This is a genomic window from Emcibacter sp. (assembly GCF_963675455.1).
Taxonomy (GTDB): Bacteria; Pseudomonadota; Alphaproteobacteria; order Sphingomonadales; family Emcibacteraceae; genus Emcibacter.
Genome location: NZ_OY776217.1, coordinates 1,855,277 through 1,872,715 on the forward strand (window position 1 = coordinate 1,855,277; position 17,439 = coordinate 1,872,715).

The 17,439-nt window shown below is 53.9% G+C and carries 18 protein-coding genes; 9 read left to right on the forward strand and 9 right to left on the reverse strand.

The features are described from left to right. Positions 1–48 precede the first annotated feature (48 nt). Positions 49–939 carry a DMT family transporter gene (locus tag ACORNT_RS08530; RefSeq protein WP_321389191.1) on the reverse strand — a complete coding sequence of 297 codons (891 nt, stop codon included), beginning with the start codon at positions 937–939 and terminating at the stop codon, positions 49–51. A gap of 161 nt (positions 940–1,100) precedes the next feature. Between ACORNT_RS08530 and ACORNT_RS08535 the strand changes: the two genes are divergently transcribed. Then, the gene (locus ACORNT_RS08535) at positions 1,101–2,204 is read left to right on the forward strand and encodes a phosphatase PAP2 family protein (RefSeq protein WP_321389193.1); all 1,104 of its coding nucleotides are present in this window, start codon (positions 1,101–1,103) and stop codon (positions 2,202–2,204) included. Here ACORNT_RS08535 and nadC read toward each other — a convergent pair. The 7 genes from nadC to ACORNT_RS08570 form a co-directional block, all read right to left on the reverse strand. Beyond that, the gene (nadC, locus tag ACORNT_RS08540; protein WP_321389195.1) at positions 2,201–3,058 is read right to left on the reverse strand and encodes a carboxylating nicotinate-nucleotide diphosphorylase; all 858 of its coding nucleotides are present in this window, start codon (positions 3,056–3,058) and stop codon (positions 2,201–2,203) included. The genes ACORNT_RS08535 and nadC overlap by 4 nt on opposite strands. Before the next feature lie 4 nt (positions 3,059–3,062). Further along, positions 3,063–4,082 carry a quinolinate synthase NadA gene (gene nadA / locus ACORNT_RS08545; protein WP_321389197.1) on the reverse strand — a complete coding sequence of 340 codons (1,020 nt, stop codon included), beginning with the start codon at positions 4,080–4,082 and terminating at the stop codon, positions 3,063–3,065. A 55-nt stretch (positions 4,083–4,137) separates the two neighbouring features. Then, positions 4,138–4,668: a PAS domain-containing protein gene (locus ACORNT_RS08550; RefSeq protein WP_321389199.1), complete on the reverse strand. Its 531-nt coding sequence runs from the start codon at positions 4,666–4,668 to the stop codon at positions 4,138–4,140. A gap of 211 nt (positions 4,669–4,879) precedes the next feature. Continuing rightward, complete coding sequence (locus ACORNT_RS08555) at positions 4,880–5,833, reverse strand: zinc transporter ZntB (protein WP_321389201.1); 954 nt, start codon at positions 5,831–5,833, stop codon at positions 4,880–4,882. Then, positions 5,820–6,785 (reverse strand): mechanosensitive ion channel family protein, encoded by a 966-nt coding sequence (locus tag ACORNT_RS08560; protein WP_321389202.1) that lies wholly within the window; start codon positions 6,783–6,785, stop codon positions 5,820–5,822. The genes ACORNT_RS08555 and ACORNT_RS08560 overlap by 14 nt, the downstream gene beginning before the upstream one ends. A gap of 139 nt (positions 6,786–6,924) precedes the next feature. Further along, positions 6,925–7,638: a dienelactone hydrolase family protein gene (locus ACORNT_RS08565; protein WP_321389204.1), complete on the reverse strand. Its 714-nt coding sequence runs from the start codon at positions 7,636–7,638 to the stop codon at positions 6,925–6,927. 26 nt (positions 7,639–7,664) lie between these two features. Beyond that, positions 7,665–8,564 (reverse strand): MBL fold metallo-hydrolase, encoded by a 900-nt coding sequence (locus ACORNT_RS08570; RefSeq protein ID WP_321389206.1) that lies wholly within the window; start codon positions 8,562–8,564, stop codon positions 7,665–7,667. A gap of 147 nt (positions 8,565–8,711) precedes the next feature. Between ACORNT_RS08570 and megL the strand changes: the two genes are divergently transcribed. The 5 genes from megL to ACORNT_RS08595 all read left to right on the forward strand — a co-directional run bounded on the left by megL (position 8,712) and on the right by ACORNT_RS08595 (position 14,279). Then, on the forward strand, positions 8,712–9,935 hold the full coding sequence (gene megL, locus ACORNT_RS08575) for a methionine gamma-lyase (protein ID WP_321389208.1): 1,224 nt from the start codon (positions 8,712–8,714) through the stop codon (positions 9,933–9,935). A 115-nt stretch (positions 9,936–10,050) separates the two neighbouring features. After that, the gene (locus ACORNT_RS08580; protein WP_321389210.1) at positions 10,051–11,388 is read left to right on the forward strand and encodes a DUF3422 domain-containing protein; all 1,338 of its coding nucleotides are present in this window, start codon (positions 10,051–10,053) and stop codon (positions 11,386–11,388) included. 130 nt (positions 11,389–11,518) lie between these two features. Further along, the gene (locus ACORNT_RS08585; RefSeq protein ID WP_321389212.1) at positions 11,519–12,589 is read left to right on the forward strand and encodes an HD-GYP domain-containing protein; all 1,071 of its coding nucleotides are present in this window, start codon (positions 11,519–11,521) and stop codon (positions 12,587–12,589) included. Positions 12,590–12,658: 69 nt separating this feature from the next. Continuing rightward, entirely contained in the window at positions 12,659–13,321 is a 663-nt protein-coding gene (locus ACORNT_RS08590) for a pseudouridine synthase (protein ID WP_321389213.1), read from the forward strand. A gap of 1 nt (position 13,322) precedes the next feature. Next, positions 13,323–14,279, forward strand: coding sequence for a tRNA dihydrouridine synthase (locus ACORNT_RS08595; RefSeq protein ID WP_321389215.1), 957 nt, complete (start codon positions 13,323–13,325; stop codon positions 14,277–14,279). Here ACORNT_RS08595 and ACORNT_RS08600 read toward each other — a convergent pair. Further along, on the reverse strand, positions 14,276–15,292 hold the full coding sequence (locus tag ACORNT_RS08600; RefSeq protein ID WP_321389217.1) for a polyprenyl synthetase family protein: 1,017 nt from the start codon (positions 15,290–15,292) through the stop codon (positions 14,276–14,278). The genes ACORNT_RS08595 and ACORNT_RS08600 overlap by 4 nt on opposite strands. 203 nt (positions 15,293–15,495) lie before the next feature. On the opposite strand from ACORNT_RS08600, the gene ACORNT_RS08605 reads away from it, so the two are divergent. Genes ACORNT_RS08605 through ACORNT_RS08615 form a run of 3 tightly spaced genes read left to right on the forward strand, consistent with a single transcriptional unit; the run spans position 15,496 to position 17,406 of the window. Then, positions 15,496–15,732, forward strand: a complete 237-nt coding sequence (locus ACORNT_RS08605; RefSeq protein ID WP_321389218.1) for a DUF2007 domain-containing protein — start codon at positions 15,496–15,498, stop codon at positions 15,730–15,732. Between the two features lie 9 nt (positions 15,733–15,741). Then, positions 15,742–16,509 carry a tRNA1(Val) (adenine(37)-N6)-methyltransferase gene (locus ACORNT_RS08610; protein WP_321389220.1) on the forward strand — a complete coding sequence of 256 codons (768 nt, stop codon included), beginning with the start codon at positions 15,742–15,744 and terminating at the stop codon, positions 16,507–16,509. A gap of 42 nt (positions 16,510–16,551) precedes the next feature. Further along, positions 16,552–17,406, forward strand: coding sequence for a S49 family peptidase (locus ACORNT_RS08615; RefSeq protein ID WP_321389221.1), 855 nt, complete (start codon positions 16,552–16,554; stop codon positions 17,404–17,406). The last annotated feature ends 33 nt before the right edge of the window (positions 17,407–17,439 follow it).

A 17,439-nucleotide genomic window follows, 5' to 3' on the forward strand; every position in this document is an offset into this window, starting at 1 on the left:
TCCCGGATGTTGTCATCAGTAAATGAACGTGACCCGCCGGCGCCAAAATCAGGCCCTGTGAGCAGCCGGGAGCGGCGGATATTTCTGGGCCAGAAGACAACCGCCAAGCAAAAGCAGACAACCCACAAACACAGGTACGCCCAGAATTTCGTTGAACAGAAGAATACCTGCGGCCGAGGCAAAAACCGCCTCCAGGTTGAGGATCACCGCGGCCTGGGCCGGTGGCGCATCGGCCTGGCCTACGACCTGCAGGGTGAATCCTACCCCCACCGACAAGACGCCGCTCAGCAAAATCCAGGTCCAGGCTTCGCTCGCTGTGGGGATCAACTGCTCCCCGGCCACGACGGCGGTAACCAGACTGAATAAGGCGCAGACCAGAAACTGGATGACGGCAATCAGGATCTGGTCATGGCGGCTGGTCAGGTGGTCGATGGTCAACACATGCACGGCCCAGCAGAAGGCGCCGGCAAGAACCATTATGTCGCCGTAGTTGAGTGAAGATCCCTTATACATGCCGGTGATCAGGTAAAGCCCGGCACAGGCGATCAGAACCGCAAGCCACAGCCCCCGGGCATAGCGATGCCCCAGAAACACACCAAGCAAGGGCACCAGAACCATATAGAGGCTGGTGATAAAACCAGTATTGGTCACGGTGGTATGAATGATGCCGATCTGCTGGAACGCGGCGCCCGCATACATCACGATGCCGGCAAGTCCGGCACCCCAGAACAGGCTGCGTGAGGCATGTCGGTTTCGGCTTCTGCGCTTCTCCCGCATCATATAGACCAGGGGAATCAGGACCAGACCGCCAATCAGGAACCGCAGCCCATTAAAGGTAAAAGGACCCATATGATCCATGGCGAGCTTTTGAAAAGCAAAACTGATGCCCCAGATAAAGGCGGCCAGGGTCAGTGTCATATTGGCCTGAGTTCGTGTCATTCCGGTTCCCTGAATATAGATTTTGTACAGTTGTATAATGACATTGTGCGGTGGGGAAGACAAATCTGATAACCGGTTCAATTTTCATTGAAAATGCACTCTTTACTTTGCCATTTCTTAACTTCCTGACGGTATATTTTTGTCAGTAAAAGGATAAGTCAATGGTTGAAGCCGTTCTGGCTAAATTCAATATCAGGCTTGATCTGGACCAGGAAAACCTGGCCCGGCATCAGCTGCTGCTTGTGATTTTCCTGTTGCAGGCATTGACCGTGTGGGGGCTTCTTACCTTCAACGGGCTGTCCGACAGCCTGTCATTGAGCCTGTATGCCGGCCCCATGTATATGGCGCTTGGCGCGATCATTTTTGCTAAAATAGTCAGTTATCTGGTCCGCTTTTCGGCCTATGAGAAAGAGGTAAGAAATAAATCCAGACTGGTTGCAGATTTCAGGGAGAGCTGGCTGAACAGCGATTATCTCCTGGCTTTTCTGGTGCCGATCCTGTTTTTGCCGCCATTTATTTCCCTGTTTTCCTCCCTGAAAACAGTAATCCCGGAAATACAGCCCTTTGGGCTGGACCAGACATTCGCCAGTCTTGACCGGTGGCTGCATTTCGGCTTTGATCCGTGGGTGATTACCCATACATTATTCAGCGGTGCGCTGGCGGCCGGTATTCTGGATTTTTGTTACAAACTCTGGTTTGTGCTGATGTTTGTCTTCGTGCTTTGGCAGGTAGTGAATGTCTCGCTTGGCCACAAACGGGCGCAGTTCCTGTGCGCCTTTCTGCTGGTCTGGTTTGTCCTTGGGAATCTCATGGCGGTAATGATGTCTTCTGCAGGCCCCTGTTATTACGCTGTTGTATTACCCGGAAATGACTTTTATGCACCGCTGATGGACAGGCTCGGCCTTTATTATGATGAGCTCAAAGCCGGGGGCGGGTTTTTCCAGCTTCAGACACGGGATCTGCAGCAACAGCTCCTGGCTTATTATCAGAACGGCGCGATGGGGATGGGAAGCGGCATTTCCGCCATGCCCAGCCTGCATGTAGCGGTGGCGATGCTGCTCTATCTGTCGGCGCGGGAAATGAACCGTTTTGCAGGATTCTTTTTTCTTGGTTTTCTGCTGGTGATTCAGGTCGGATCAGTTCATCTGGGCTGGCATTATGCGGTGGACGGTTATTTTTCCATCATTGCGACCTGGCTGATATGGAACTTCTCCGGCTGGCTGGTGGGGTATTACGCCAAAGCCAAGGGGGCGAAGGCCGCCTAGTCCAGGTAATCCATGCCGATATCCACGGCCGGGGCGGACTGGGTGATCCGGCCTACCGAGATATAATCAACACCGGTCTCTGCAATATTCCTGATGGTATCCAGCCGTACACCACCTGAAGCCTCCAGTTTAACCGTGCCCTTATACAGGGAGACCGCTTCACGCAACTGATCCAGGTTCATGTTGTCCAGCAGGAGCCTGTCTGCACCGGCCTTGACCGCATCGGCGGCCTGCTCGAGCGTGTCACATTCAACAGTAATGCCGATTGTGCTGGCGGATCCGTCAAAGGCGATGGCGGCTTCAATGGCGGCGGAAATGCTGCCGACCCGGGCGATATGATTGTCCTTGATCAGGATCCCGTCATCCAGTCGCATGCGGTGGTTCTGGGCGCCGCCCAGCCGGGTGGCGTATTTTGCCAGTTTGCGATAGCCGGGAATGGTCTTGCGGGTGTCCAGCAGGATACAGCCGGTGCCCTCGATTTCCTTCACATACTGCCGGGTGAGGGTAGCGATGCCGGACAGATGCTGCAGGATGTTGAGGGCGCTTCGTTCCGCCGTCAGCATCTTCCGGGCGTTGCCGTGCAGTTTCAGAAGGCAGTTGCCGGCAGTGACTTCCAGGCCGTCACTGGCCAGGACTTCGATGTCGATCAGCGGGTCAAGAGTTTTGAAAATCTCCAGCGCGATGGGCATGCCGGCGATAACCAGGTTTTCCCGGCTGTTAAGAGCCGCGCCAAGTTTATCTGCCGCAGGAATGGTGGCCAGGGTGGTGATATCGCCACGGCCTACGTCTTCGTCCAGCGCATTTTTGATGAACTGCCGAAGCTCTTCCTTGAAAAGGGGGAAATCAGTCGCCATCAAATCAATATGCCCTGCCGGAGGTTGGCGGACGCTGGTCTTTGGGGACCGGCGGCGACATTTCCAGCATCCTGTTCAGGGGGGCAAGGGCTTTCTGACGGGTTTCCTCGTCCACCTGGATCTCGGGGCTCAAGGTTTCCATGCAGGCGACCAGCTTTTCAAGGGTATTCAGGGCCATGAAAGGGCAGTCGTTGCAGTTGCACTGGCCATCCGCGCCCGGGGCGCCGATAAAGGTCTTGTTCGGCGCATTTTTTTCCATCTGGTGGATGATATGCGGTTCCGTGGCGATGATGAATTTGTCGGCGTCATTTTCCAGAACATATTTAAGGATCGAGGAGGTCGATCCCACATGGTCGGCATGACGCAGGATATGCTCGGGGCATTCCGGATGGGCAGCAACAGGCGCGTCCGGATATTCCGCCTTCAACTTGATCAGTTCCTGTTCGGAAAAACGTTCGTGAACGATACAGCTTCCCGGCCACAGCACCATTTCGCGGCCTGTTTTCTTGGCCAGATAGGCGCCCAGGTGCTGGTCCGGCGCCAGGATCAGGGGCTGGTCCTCAGGGATCTGGTTGATGATATATTCCGCATTGGAAGAGGTCACGATGATGTCGGACAGGGTCTTTACCGCAGCGGAGCAGTTGATATAGGTCAGGCACAGGTGATCCGGATATTTGGCCCTGAATTTGGCGAAATCTTCCGGTGGGCAACTGTCCTCGAGGGAACAGCCGGCTTCCATGTCCGGAAGGACCACTTTCTTGTCAGGGCTCAGGATTTTGGCCACCTCGGCCATAAAGCGTACACCACAGAAGACGATCACGTCCGCATCAGTAGCAGCCGCCTTGCGGGAAAGATCAAGGCTGTCACCGACAAAATCCGCAAGATCCTGAATTTTCGGGTCCTGGTAATAATGGGCCAGGATCACGGCATTCTTTTCCTTGCGAAGACGGTTGATCTCTTCGATTAGCTCTTCATCGGACTTTTTAGCCTCGCCTTTGGGCAGGACATTTAACGGTATGGACATGCTTCACCCCGCTTGATTTAACAGCCTCTTACAGATGGTGGTTTAACGGCTGCTTTCAAGCTTGGCAAGGTAATAAATGGTCTGGAACATATGTGTATTCCTCAGCGTAACTGTAGAAATGCAGGCCGAGCAGAATAATATCTGTGTGTTCCGTTTGTCGGTCAACATTCAGGGGCATCGCGAGAAAAGAATAGCGGAAGTGCTTCTTGTGGGGCCAGTCCATGAAAGACTCTCCATAAACCGGTTTATCGGTATCCACCACATCGGCAAATACTTTTTCAGCACCGGATAATCCAGCTGGTGCTTCCGGGGAGGTGCCGCAAAATATTTTTCCGGTGAAGTCCTTCCCAACAGTGTCGACAATATTCGTTCCCACAAGTCGGGCACGAAATTTAAAGTTTGGTCTTCCGTTGTTTTGCTCTCTCAATACGTCATACATGCATATGAAAGGGAGCAGCCTTTTTATGTGCCGGGGTTCCAGGTCTGCCCTGTGTGGCATAACCCTGCCCCTGCGTATGTTTGTCCAGTATTTGAACAGTTGCCTCTGACTTTCGGAAGCAAACCCGTGAAGGTTTAGCTCGGTCATTTTGGTACTCACTTTAGTCAGATGTATTTGACAAAACTATATGCTTATTTAACCTTACATGCGAATACTTCTTCCAAAAAATCAAGAAATTTTCTTAAAAAACAGGATTTTAAAGAAGAACCTTATATAAATAGACTAGAATTATGGTTAACAGGAACGATTAAGTTGCAGTTCTGCCTCACTGAAACCGAATCGCTCTGAAAGATAACTTTCAGAACCATTTGAACAGTTTGAACAGAACCAATTGGATGATAAATATTCCGCCGAGACCGAACAGGAAGGTCCAGAAGGCAGTGCCATTTTCGACGCCGGGCATGCCGCCGATATTGATGCCGAACAGACCGGTTAGAAAACCAAGCGGCAGAAAAATGCCGGTAATCAGGGATAGGAGATATAGCTTGCTGTTGAGCTTTTCCGCCAGGGCGTTGGAGAGTTCATCCTGGATAACCTGGCAACGTTCCCGAATGGCATCCAGATCCTCCAGATATCGGAACGTCTGGTCATAGCCTTCCTGGAAACGGCGCCTGTCCCGTACTGAAAAAAGCTGACTGTCATTTCCGAGCAGTCGGGCGAGGGCATCTTTTTGTGGGGCCAGATAGCGCCGAAAGGCAATCGCCTGTTTGCGCAGGTGGATCACCTTGTTGCGCAATCGGTGTTCGGGGGCTTCAATAATCTCCGCTTCCAGTTCATCGATAATATCCGCCAGATGACTTAGTGTATTGGACATCCGGTCTCCAAGCGTTCTGATCATATGCGCCAGGAACTGGGCGGAGGACTGGGGGCCATTGCCAGCCGGAAACCTTGCTTGCAGGTCTGATATTGTCTTGAGGCTGCGCAATTGGCAGGAAATGATCTGGTTTCGGTCCACATACAGGCGGATCGAGATCATATCCTCGGGGTCGGCGTTTTCATTGAGGTTTACCCCGCGCAGGATCAGCAGAACGCCATTGGTCATATCAAGATATCTGGGACGAGTTTCCTCTGCGCAAAGAATGTCTGCAGTCAGTTCATCCACCGAGGGCCGGTCAGTCAGCCATTGCATGGTCTTGGGATTGCGGGCGTCAAGGTGGAACCAGGACAGTTTTTGGTTAGCAGTTGACGCTTCTCCTTCTGCCGGCGGCAGATCCCATTCCACCTGATGCAGGATAAAATCATTTTGCGACATCACTGGATCCAATCAGGTGAACGTCCCGTTGCGGGAACGGTATTTCAATATTATTGGCATGGAACTTGTCCCAGATGGCATACATGACTTCGCTTTTTGGTTTGAGGCGGCCTGTGGTGATATCCGCCACCCAGAAGTACAGGACAAAATTGACGCTGCTGTCGGCGAATTCCTGCAGGAAACATGCCGGTTCAGGAGACTTCTGGCAGTCGGGATGTTCTCTGGCGGCGTCGAGCATTAACTGTCGTGTCAGGTGAAGATCGGATTTGTAGGATACACCGACTCTGATCTCGACGCGCCCGCTTGAGTTACTGTACGTCCAGTTAGTGACCCTGCTGGTGATGAAATCTTCGTTGGGGATCATAACTTCCTTGCCGTCAAAGGTCTCGACTAGAGTATAACGCGCAAAGGTCTGGCGCACAAAACCGGCAACGCCGTCGCCAATTTCGACAAGATCGTCCTTTTCGATCGATTTTTCCGATAGCAAAATGATACCGCTGATGAAGTTGGAAGTGATTTTTTGCAGGCCAAATCCAATGCCGATACCAATCGCTCCGCCGAGTACGGTCAGAACTGACAGATTAATTCCAATAATGTCCATGGCGAGGAGGAAGGCCAGGAAATACAGGCCGGTCTGGAATACTTTGATAAGGAGAGTTCGTGAACTTGCGCCAAAATTGTGCAAGGCGCTTATGCGTTTTTCCCCAAATCCAGACAGGGCGGCCGTCACCCAGAAAATAACAAACAGGATTACAATAGCCTTGAGAACCATATAGACAGAGATGGTATAGCTGCCGGCAGAGAAGACGAATTCCGGTCTTTCGAGGAATTCCTTGAGAGGTGCGAGGTAGCCCAAAGAACCGATCAGAATAATGGCGACAAAAACTATTCCAATAAGCCAGGAAGAGGCCCAGCCGGACGGTTTCAGTATTTTTGTAAATAATGAAGACATTTGCACTCCGTAGCTTCGGTATTTCCGGCTATCCTAATCTATCTTACGTGGTTGTAAAACTCTGAAATAAATCCATGCGGGACATTGGATAATTTTGCCCCGCATAGACTTGTGTTTACAGAATTTTCGGGTTCTAGGGCTAGAAAACTTCCGCCAGGAAATTTTCCATAGCCTGCCAGGACCGACGGGCGGCATCTGGCTGATAGGCAATGCCATGTTCAAGATCATTGGCTGTCGGCAGGGTAAAGGCGTGAACCGTGTTTCCATATGCATGCAGCTGCCAGTCGGCACCGCGGTCGGTCATTTCCCTGGCGAAGGCTGTTGCCTGTTCAGGTGTCGCCATGGGGTCGTCCCAGCCGTGCAGGGCAAGCACCTTGGCGTTAATTGACGGTTCTTCCGCACCTGCCGGGGCGCCGAGGATGCCGTGGAAGCTAACCACGCCATTGGTTGCCGCCCCGCTTCGCGCCAGATCAAGAACGCATTTGCCGCCGAAACAATAACCGATAGCGGCAGTGTTGCTTCCATCCACAAGCGGGTGTTCCTTCAGAAGCTCGAGAGCATAGTGAAGGCGGGACAGCAGCACATCGTGATCGGATGCAACCTGGTTCATCAGTTCAGCAGCCTTGCCCGCGTCGCTTGCCCGTACACCCTTGCCGTAAACGTCGAGAGCAAAACCAACATAGCCCAGTTTTGCAAGTTTTTCAGCCTGCTCTGTTTCAAACGGACCCTGGCCCATCCAGGCGTGACAGACAAGAACACCGGGGCGGGGACCGTCCAGGGAATCATCATAACTGATGGTGCCTTCATAGGTGCCGCCGGGGCCGTCATAGGTGATAGTTTCAGTTTTGATCATTTTCTTGTTTCTCCATTTATCTGCTTTTATATCAGCTCATACACGCTGTTTACCTCGGCTTCCCCGTCACATTTCACGCGCTTTGTTTCCGCCATGTGAATCAGGTGGGCCAGAACAGACCGCGCTGCGGCAGGATGCAGGTAACTTGGGACCTCTGCATATATTATTTCTACCATATCCGGGATCTTTTGTGCACCGGATCTGATGACCTTGAGGATTTGTTCCTCGCGCTGTTTGCGATGATCGATCAGTCCCTCGACGAACTGGCGCGGATCGGGGATCGGATTGCCGTGGGTGGGATAATAGATTTCATCATCGCGGACCAGAAGCTGCTCAAGACTTTGCAGGTAATCACCCATATGGCCGTCCGGCGGACTGACCACCGAGGTGGACCAGCCCATCACATGATCGCCAGAAAACAGGGATTTTTCCTCGTGCAGGGCGAAACACAGGTGATTGGAGAGGTGGCCTGGCGTGTGCACGGCTTCGATGGTCCATCCATCTCCATGAATGATTTCCCCGTCGGCAAGTTCATGGTCCGGCCGGAACTCCTTATCCAGGCCTTCTTCGGTGTGGTTGTCGGACCAGGTCTGACCGTCCACCGGAAAAGCGTAGATATCAGCACCGGTGATCTGCTGCAGGGGATGGGCGGCCGGGCTGTGGTCCATATGGTTGTGGGTGATGAAAATATGGCTGACCTGTCGTCCGTTCAGGTGTTTTTCCAGGGCATGCAGGTGGCTTGGCATGGCCGGTCCCGGGTCGATGATGGCGAGGGGAGAGGACCCATCTTCCGGGCCCACAATATAGGTGCCGGTCCCGTGAAAGGTGAAAGGCGACGGGTTCTGGGCGACGATTCGCCGGATCAGGGGGCTGAGGGAAACAGGGTTCCCATAGTCAGGGGAAAAGTTTTTATCGAATTTCAGCATTGCGGGACTTTTTATTTCGTTATTTACCTGATTTTCATGGCTTCATATTATAGTTGTCAACCACCCCGTCAATAACCTTGCTTTTGATGATCGGGCTAACCTACGATTCAGTAATGTGATTTAAATACTGGTTTCAGGAGAGCGTATATGGCTGTGGAAGACATGAAAAGGGATAATTTTGCTGCCGGACACTCCCGGCGGGGATTTGCCACCCGGGCTATCCACGCGCCGCAACCATCCCTGGACCCCTACGGCACCCTGACCCAGCCGATCTATATGACGTCCACTTTTGAGTTTGAAACTGCCGAACAGGGCGGCGCCCGTTTTGCCGGGGAACAGGAAGGGTTTATCTACACTCGTCTCGGTAATCCCACTCTTAACCAGTTGGAAGAAAAACTTGCCGTTCTGGAAGGCGCCGAGGCCTGTCTGACCACCGGATCGGGGATGGGGGCGATTAGCTGTGTGTTCTGGACCCTGCTGGAGCCCGGCGATGAACTGCTTGTGGATAAAACGCTTTATGGCTGCACCTTTGCCTATTTCCGCCACGGGCTGTCCAAATTCGGGATTACTGTCCGTCATGTGGACATGACGGTTCCGGAAGAGCTTGAAAAGGCAATCGGACCGAAAACGAAATTTGTCTATTTCGAAACGCCGGCCAATCCCAATATGCGGATTGTCGATGTTAAACGCATTTGTGAAATTGCCGCGGCAAAGGACGTTCGGGTTATCGTTGATAACACCTATGCCACCCCTTATCTGCAGAACCCGCTGGCCATGGGCGCGTTCCTGGTCCTTCATTCGGCAACCAAATACCTGGGCGGTCATGGCGACCTGATGGCCGGCGCCATTATGGGGGACAGGGAAACCATTGACGAAATTCGTATGGTCGGCATGAAGGATATGACCGGTGCTGTTCTGTCGCCCATGAATGCCTTCCTGATCAACAGGGGGCTCAAGACCCTGACGTTGCGCATGGACCGGCATTGCGAGAATGCCACCCGTATTGCTGATTTTCTGGAAAGCCGAAACACAGTCAGCAAGGTTTTTTATCCGGGGCTCACGTCCTTTGAAGGACATGATGTGGCCCAAAAGCAGATGGCCCAGCCCGGCGGCATGATTGCATTTGAGCTGGATGGCGGCATGGAAGCCGGAATTAATTTCCTCAATAGCCTCAAGCTCTGCCGTATTGCAGTAAGTCTTGGCGATGCTGAAACCATGGTGCAGCATCCGGCCAGCATGACTCATTCCACATACAGCCCGGAAGAGCGCGCCCAATACGGGATCAGTGACGGCCTGGTGCGGATTTCTGCGGGCCTTGAAGACATTGAGGATATTCTTGAGGATGTGGAGCAGGCGCTGTCTGCCAGCTAGTCCGGTTATAAAAAAGCGCGGGTTACAGACGAAACAGTTGAGAGCCATTTCATTTTGGGGCATGCTGCGCCCAAGGTGGCAACCGGTATATAATTTCTAACACCGGGATCGGAAAATGGCAGAGCAGGAAAAAAACGCAGCAGGCCCGGCACGGGTAACACCGTGCCTCATGAGTGAATTCCCGACCAGACATATTCTCAACAACGAGGTGCACAGCCGTCCCTTCATTCAGGTCGGCAGCCCGGCACGTTGCTGCCATATGGCCATTCTGACGGGAGAGGCCGGACGCAATGCGGATCTGGAGCATCTGGCCGCTTTGTGCCGTCACTATAACCTCCCGACACCTCCCGCCGACTGCAGTCATCAGATCATTGATTTCGGGACCTTCAGGCTCAAATGGGAACGGCATACGGAGTTCTGCAGCTATACTTTCCTGCGCAAGGGCATGGGGAGGAATCCTTTCCTCGATACGGCCCTGTCGGTGGTTCCGGAGGAATGGCTGAAATCCATTCCCGGCCAGCTTCTTGTCGGTGTTCATTTGTATCTGGGCAAGGTGCCGGAAAGCGAGAATGATCAACGGGAGATGCTGGAGGAAATTTTCGGTGCCAATATGGTCCTTGGTGCCCTGGCAGGCAGTATCGGCGCTCAGGTCTGGACGGATTTCCACATTCACGGTGACGGTTTCTGTCGTATTCTGGTTAATGATTCCGGCATGTCCGAAACTCAGGCCGGGCGGCTGGTTCAGCGTCTTCTGGAGATTGAGACCTACCGTATGATGGCCATGCTGGCCGTGCCGCTCACCGGCGAGATTTCAAAGGCCACGCGGGAGATCGAACAGGAACTGGCCGATGTGGTGCAGCAGATGATGAGCGTGGATGACCCGGCCCGCGAACACGAAATTCTCGACCGTTTGACCAGAATGGCGGCCAGGGTGGAACATCTTTCCGCCGGCAGCACCTATCGTTTCAATGCGTCGAAAGCCTATTACGCCCTGGTGGAAAAACGTATCGAGAATATCCGGGAAGAACCGCTGAAGGGCTTCCAGACCATTTCAAGTTTCCTCGAGAGGCGCATTGCGCCGGCCATGCGGACCTGTGTCAGCATGGAAGACCGGATTGCGAACCTGTCCCGTCGGGTGAATCGGGCGAGCACCCTGTTGCAGACCCGGATCAATACCACCCTGCAGGCCCAGAACAAGCAGTTGCTTGAAAGTATGGACCGCCGGGCCCGGCTGCAACTGCGCCTGCAGCAGACGGTCGAGGGGCTGTCTGTGGTCGCCATCAGCTATTATGCCCTGGGGATTATCAATTACCTCGCCCGGGGCGGCCAGGAAATACTGCCGTCGATTGATCCCTATATTGTCACGGCTGCTGCTGCGCCAATCGTGATTTTTGGGGTTTTCTGGTTCCTGCGCCGGCTGCATAAGGTTATCCGGAAGGCAAGCGAGAGCTGAGCTATCGAAATAATTTCCTATTATTGATATTTGTTTACCATTTTCTAATCTGTATTGCCTACTGTTTGTGCCAACCAGTGGGAAATGAGAGCCGTTGACCAGATTCGCGGGTGCAAAAAGCAGAGGGATTATGTCAGCCAATCGAAGGATTGTGATTTTAAGGGATCTGGACGAGCCGCAACCGTCCTATTTCAAGATATGCCGGAAATATCATTTCTCCGAAGAGCATGACATTCTGGGTTTTACCATGAATGTCTTTGACGGGACGAACATGATCATTGTGCAGGCGGATCTCGCGCGGCCGGATCACCTGAAAATTCTCAAGGAAAATATCCTCAATCCGGCCCGTCCCAATATTCCTGTCCTTTTTCTTCTCAAGGAACTGAATCGCAAACAGGTGGTGCAGGCCAATGTGCTGGGCGCCACCGATTTCTGGGTTTTTCCCTGTGAGGATGAAAAATTCGAGGAGAGGCTTAAAATTATCCTTGATCGGGAAATGGAAAAGAAATGGTCCCGGCTCAGTTCCACCCAGTCAGCCGCTTTAAAGGTCAGTCTCAAGGTGGTGGAAGATACATTCGACAGTGCCCGTCTCGGCTTGCCACTGTCTTCCCGCGATGTGAAAAACAGTTGCGACATGATTATCGAAGCAACGTCGAGGGAGGGGCTTTCCGACTGGATGGGGGCGATCAAAAACCATCACAACTATACTTATCGTCACTGCATGATGGTTTGCGGTTACCTGATCTCTTTTGGCCTGGTGCTGGGGATGAAAGGCGAGGAACTGCAACAATTGGCCACCGGCGGCATGCTGCATGATATCGGCAAGGCCCGGACGCCGCTGGAACTTCTGGATAAACCCGGCAAACTGACGGATGAAGAATGGGAAATCATGCGCCGACATCCCGAATACAGCGATGAAATGCTGAGGGCCCAGGGCTGGGATGAGATCACTATCGATATGGCAGTTCATCATCACGAGAAAATCGACGGATCGGGATACCCGCATGGCCTGAAGGGAGATGAGTTCAGCCGATATGCGCGTATGACTGCCATTGCCGATATTTTTTCCGGCCTGACCGATAAACGATCCTACAAGCCGGCCATGTCACCGCGGCTGGCCATGAATATGATGTCCACCTGGGACGGGCATATTGATCAGGAGCTTCTGGAGGCATTCCGTCCGGTTGCCCTGAATGATTAGCAATTTGTTGGAATTTTTTCTCCTGACGTGATATCGCTGCCGGATATTTTCGGCCGATAATTTCAGGATATGACTGTGCTTCCCGATTACGCACCACCGATGGAGCCTTACCTGGACATCCTTTATGAGGATGACCATCTGCTTGTGCTCGACAAGCAGAGCGGCCTCCTGTCCGTGCCGGGACGCCATGATCACCTGAAGGACTGCCTGGAAAGCCGGGTGCAAAGTCGTTTTCCCACGGCCACGACCATTCACCGGCTGGATATGGAAACTTCCGGAATTCTGGTGATGGCGCTGAATAAGGATATCCACGGTCATATCGGGCGGCAGTTTGAGCATCGCCGCACGGAAAAGACCTATATCGCAAGGGTTGCGGGCCATCCGGCGGAGGATGAAGGAGAAGTGGATCTGCCGCTGATCTGCGACTGGCCCAACCGGCCGCGGCAGATGGTGGATTTCGAGCGGGGGAAAAAGGCGCTGACACGCTGGCGGGTGCTGGAGCGGGAAGCAGATGGCGTAACCCGCCTGAAGCTGAAACCGGTGACCGGGCGGTCGCATCAGCTCCGGGTCCATTGCCAGCAACTGGGTCATTCGATCCTTGGCGATCCCTTTTATGCCAGCGAAGAGGTTCAGGAAAGGGCTGACCGGCTGCAGCTGCATGCCCACAGCCTGACTCTGTTTCATCCGGTCCGGCAGGAAAAAATCACCTTTACCTCACCGGTTCCCTTCTGAGATGAGTGAAACCTCCTCCACAGCTGGAAAAATCTTCCTCGCGCCCATGGAGGGCGTGGTGGATCATGTGATGCGCGACATGCTGACGTCGGTCGGCAGTTACGATCTCTGTGTGACTGAATTTATCCGGGTCACTCAGCAGCTCTATAAACCGGCTCTTTTCTATAAGTTTTGTCCTGAACTCAAAGCGGGCAGCGTCACCCCGTCCGGCACGCCCGTCAGGGTGCAGCTTTTGGGTCAGGACCCGGACTGGATGGCGGAAAATGCCGTGCGGGCGGTGGAACTGGGCTCGCCGGGCGTGGATCTCAATTTCGGCTGTCCGGCCAAAACCGTGAATAAAAGCAAGGGCGGCGCCATCCTGCTCAGGGAACCGGAGACACTCTACCGGATCATCAGTGCGGTGCGGGGGGCTGTCCCTGCAGACAAGCCGGTTACGGTCAAAATGCGGCTGGGATATGAGGACAAGTCACTGGTTCTGGACAATGCCCGGGCCATTGAAAGTGCCGGCGCTGACATGCTGACAGTCCATGCCCGCACGAAAGTGGAGGGCTACAAACCGCCGGCTCACTGGCACTGGATCGCGAAAATCTGTGACGAGGTCAGTCTTCCTGTGGTCGCCAACGGGGAAATCTGGTCGACGGAGGATGCGCTGGAATGCCGCCGGGAAAGCGGCTGTGATGATATTATGATCGGGCGCGGCGCCCTTGCACTGCCCAATCTGAGCCGGATGATCGGGGAGGGCGAGGCGCCCATGACGTGGGACGAGGTGCGAAAACTCCTGATCCGTTATGCCGGGACCGAACGCCCTGACCGGCGGGAGGGATTTCTGCCGTCACGTGTCAAGCAATGGTTCACTTACCTGCGGCTGCAATATCCGCAGGCAGACGATATGTTCCGCGATCTGAAGCGGCTTCAGGATCTTGACGAGATGATCAGGCTGTTGTCCTCAGAGGCCTAGTAGGCCCGCTCAATACAGAAATCAACGATATCGATCAGCGACTGGCGATATTCATTGTCGGGGAAAATGGCCAGGGCATCGCGGGCAATGGCGCCGTAATGACGGGCCCGTTCTATGGTGTCCTTCAGGGCATTATGTTTGCTGATCAGTTCCAGGGCTTTTTCCAGATCGCCGTCCTGCTGCTCCAGATCTTCCATGGTCCGGCGCCAGAAAGTGCGTTCTTCCTCACTGCCGCGCCGGAAGGCAAGCACGATCGGCAGGGTGATTTTACCTTCGCGGAAGTCGTCGCCGACGCTTTTGCCGAGCTTTTCCTGTTCGGCGGAATAATCCAGCACATCATCGACAAGCTGGAAAATAATCCCCAGGTTACGGCCGTAACTCTGCAGCGCTTCCTGTTCGGCCGAGGGGCGCTCGGCGATAACCGCGCCGATTTCGCAGGCGGCGGCAAACAGCGCAGCGGTCTTGGCGGCGATCACTTCCATATAGCTGTCTTCGGTGGTGTCGGTGTCGTTGGCGGTGATCAGCTGTAACACTTCACCTTCGGCAATGACACTTGACGCCCTCGACAGAATACGGAGTACCTCAAGGGAGCCATCTGCCACCATCAGTTCGAAGGACCGGCTGAACAGGAAGTCGCCGACCAGAACGCTGGCTTTATTACCCCAGACGGCGTTGGCGGTATCCTTGCCCCGGCGCAGGTCGCTTTCGTCGACCACATCGTCATGCAGCAGGGTGGCGCTATGGATGAATTCCACACAGGCGGACAGGTCCACATGACGGTCACCTTTGTAGCCACACAGGCGGGATGAGGCGAGGGTCAGCATGGGACGAAGGCGCTTGCCGCCGGAGGCGATCAGATGTCCGGCAAGCTGGGGGATCAGGGCAACGGGGCTTTGCATGTTATGGACGATAGTCTGGTTGACTTTGTCCATATCTTCCTTGACCAGCTTCTGCAGCCGTGCAAGTGCGCTTTCGCCCTTTTTCTCTTCTTCGAAGTTTACGACTATACCCACGATATGTCCCTGTGTTTCTGTAAACCGGTTCCAGCGGTGGACGCCTTTCTGGCGGTCCGGACTGTGGAAAATGCGAGACTCTCCTGATAAGCTTGTATTATCGTTCAGGCCTGACGCGTTTGTACCGGGGCAAAATAGTCATTGCCGGGCAGCAAGGTCAAGGGACAACCGGTCGAATATGTCTTTTTTGAGGTCAATTTCACGTGAAAGAACTTTTTTCGTCTGACAATCTGGTGCTGATTACAAGAGTTTCCGCGCTGTTTGCCGGGGGCGGGCTGGATTTTTACGTTCTGGACGGGCATGCAAGCCTGTTTGGCGGCGGTATTGAGGGAATCGCGCGTCGGGTCATGGTGCCGCCTGAATCGGTCGCGCAGGCGAAAAGGCTGATTCGAGAGGCCGGCCTTGCAGATGATGTGGATTTTAGTGATGACATCCGCTAAAGACAGGCCATGACAGACTTAAATGATATCGATCATACAACCGATGATTTTCTGGGCGGCATTGTCCGGCTGCATCAGCCGCGCCGGGGCTATCGTGTGGCGATGGATACAGTTCTTCTGGCGGCAAGCCTTGAGCTAAAGCCGGGTGAGCGGGTCCTGGATGTGGGTGCGGGAACCGGCGGTATCCTGACCTGTCTGGCCGGCAGGCTTGGCGACGATTCCTCGGACCTGACCCTGCACGGGATCGAGTTGCAGCCGCTGCATGTGCTGTTTGCCAGGGAAAATGCAGCACTCAACGGATTTGATGACCGGATAAGATATTTTGAAGGGGATATTGTGGCCCCGCCGGAGACTTGCGAAAAAAACAGCTATCACCATGTGGTCAGCAATCCGCCCTATTATGAAAAGGGCATGCATACCGCCTCGCCGCAGGAAAACCGGGCGCTCGCCCATACAGGCAGTCACCTGTCCCTGGCGGACTGGATTTCCTGTTGTCTTAAGATGGTCAGGCCCAGGGGATACCTGAGCCTGATCCAGAAGGCGGACCGTCTTGACGATATCCTGTCCGCGCTGCAGGGAAAGGCCGGAGAGGTCGTCGTCTTTCCGGTCTGGCCGGATGATTGTGGCGATGCCGGGCGGGTAATTGTGCGGACCCGGAAAGACAGCCGGGCGCCGCTAGCCTTGAAACGGGGGCTGGTCGTGCATAAATCCGAAGGCGGATATACGGACCGGGCCGAAGCGGTTTTGAGACATGGACAAAAGCTCACGATTGCGTAAGATGTCCCGAAATTAATAATCAGAAAAATAAACGGATATAAAATGATCAAAAAAACCAGAGAACTTCTTGCAAAACTTCCCATTCCTTTTCTTGGCGATGCCGCCCCGGTGGTCTCCGTTCTGCCGCTGGAAGGGGTGATCGGCACATCGGGCAGGTTCAGCGAGGCGTTAAATCTGGCAGGAATTGAAAAACGCATTGACGCGGCCTTTGATGCTTACGGTCTGAAGGCGGTGGCGCTGGCCATCAATTCCCCCGGCGGCTCCCCGGTGCAGAGCGAACTGATCATGCGCCGTATCCGCAAACTGTCTGAAGAAAAGAAAATCCCGGTTTATGCCTTTGCCGAGGATGTGGCCGCATCCGGCGGTTACATGCTGGCCCTGGCCGGGGAAGAAATTTATGGCAGCGCCGCCTCTATCATCGGCAGCATCGGTGTGATTTCCGCCGGCTTCGGGTTCGACAAGGCTATTGAAAAGGTGGGCGTCGACCGGCGTGTCTATACGGCCGGGGAAAATAAATCCATTCTCGATCCGTTCCAGCCGGAAAAGGATGAGGATGTGAAATTCCTCAAGGAAATCCAGAAGGAAATTCATGCCTTCTTCAAGGATATGGTCAAGGAACGTCGCGGCGAGAAGCTGAAGGGGACCCAGAAGGTTATGTTCTCCGGTAAATTCTGGACCGGGACCGAGGCCGAGAAGATGGGACTCATCGACGGCATCGGCGACTTGCAGACGGTGATGAAAGAAAAATTCGGCGAAAAAACCAAATTCAACCGGGTTGAAGGTGAAAAGGGCTTCATCAAGAGCCTGCTTGGTCTGGGCGGTCGAAAAAGCGCCGTATCCCGCGAAATTATGGCGGTGCTGGACGAACGTGTCCACTGGGGACGTTTCGGGCTCTAGGCTTTTCCCAACCTGTGGGACATTGGTAACTGT

Coding starts and splice junctions, on each gene's coding strand:
- ACORNT_RS08530 (WP_321389191.1), bottom strand. CDS start 939: ATGACACGAACTCAGGCCAATATGACACTGACCCTGGCCGCCTTTATC.
- ACORNT_RS08535 (WP_321389193.1), top strand. CDS start 1,101: ATGGTTGAAGCCGTTCTGGCTAAATTCAATATCAGGCTTGATCTGGAC.
- nadC (WP_321389195.1), bottom strand. CDS start 3,058: ATGGCGACTGATTTCCCCCTTTTCAAGGAAGAGCTTCGGCAGTTCATC.
- nadA (WP_321389197.1), bottom strand. CDS start 4,082: ATGTCCATACCGTTAAATGTCCTGCCCAAAGGCGAGGCTAAAAAGTCC.
- ACORNT_RS08550 (WP_321389199.1), bottom strand. CDS start 4,668: ATGACCGAGCTAAACCTTCACGGGTTTGCTTCCGAAAGTCAGAGGCAA.
- ACORNT_RS08555 (WP_321389201.1), bottom strand. CDS start 5,833: ATGTCGCAAAATGATTTTATCCTGCATCAGGTGGAATGGGATCTGCCG.
- ACORNT_RS08560 (WP_321389202.1), bottom strand. CDS start 6,785: ATGTCTTCATTATTTACAAAAATACTGAAACCGTCCGGCTGGGCCTCT.
- ACORNT_RS08565 (WP_321389204.1), bottom strand. CDS start 7,638: ATGATCAAAACTGAAACTATCACCTATGACGGCCCCGGCGGCACCTAT.
- ACORNT_RS08570 (WP_321389206.1), bottom strand. CDS start 8,564: ATGCTGAAATTCGATAAAAACTTTTCCCCTGACTATGGGAACCCTGTT.
- megL (WP_321389208.1), top strand. CDS start 8,712: ATGGCTGTGGAAGACATGAAAAGGGATAATTTTGCTGCCGGACACTCC.
- ACORNT_RS08580 (WP_321389210.1), top strand. CDS start 10,051: ATGGCAGAGCAGGAAAAAAACGCAGCAGGCCCGGCACGGGTAACACCG.
- ACORNT_RS08585 (WP_321389212.1), top strand. CDS start 11,519: ATGTCAGCCAATCGAAGGATTGTGATTTTAAGGGATCTGGACGAGCCG.
- ACORNT_RS08590 (WP_321389213.1), top strand. CDS start 12,659: ATGACTGTGCTTCCCGATTACGCACCACCGATGGAGCCTTACCTGGAC.
- ACORNT_RS08595 (WP_321389215.1), top strand. CDS start 13,323: ATGAGTGAAACCTCCTCCACAGCTGGAAAAATCTTCCTCGCGCCCATG.
- ACORNT_RS08610 (WP_321389220.1), top strand. CDS start 15,742: ATGACAGACTTAAATGATATCGATCATACAACCGATGATTTTCTGGGC.
- ACORNT_RS08615 (WP_321389221.1), top strand. CDS start 16,552: ATGATCAAAAAAACCAGAGAACTTCTTGCAAAACTTCCCATTCCTTTT.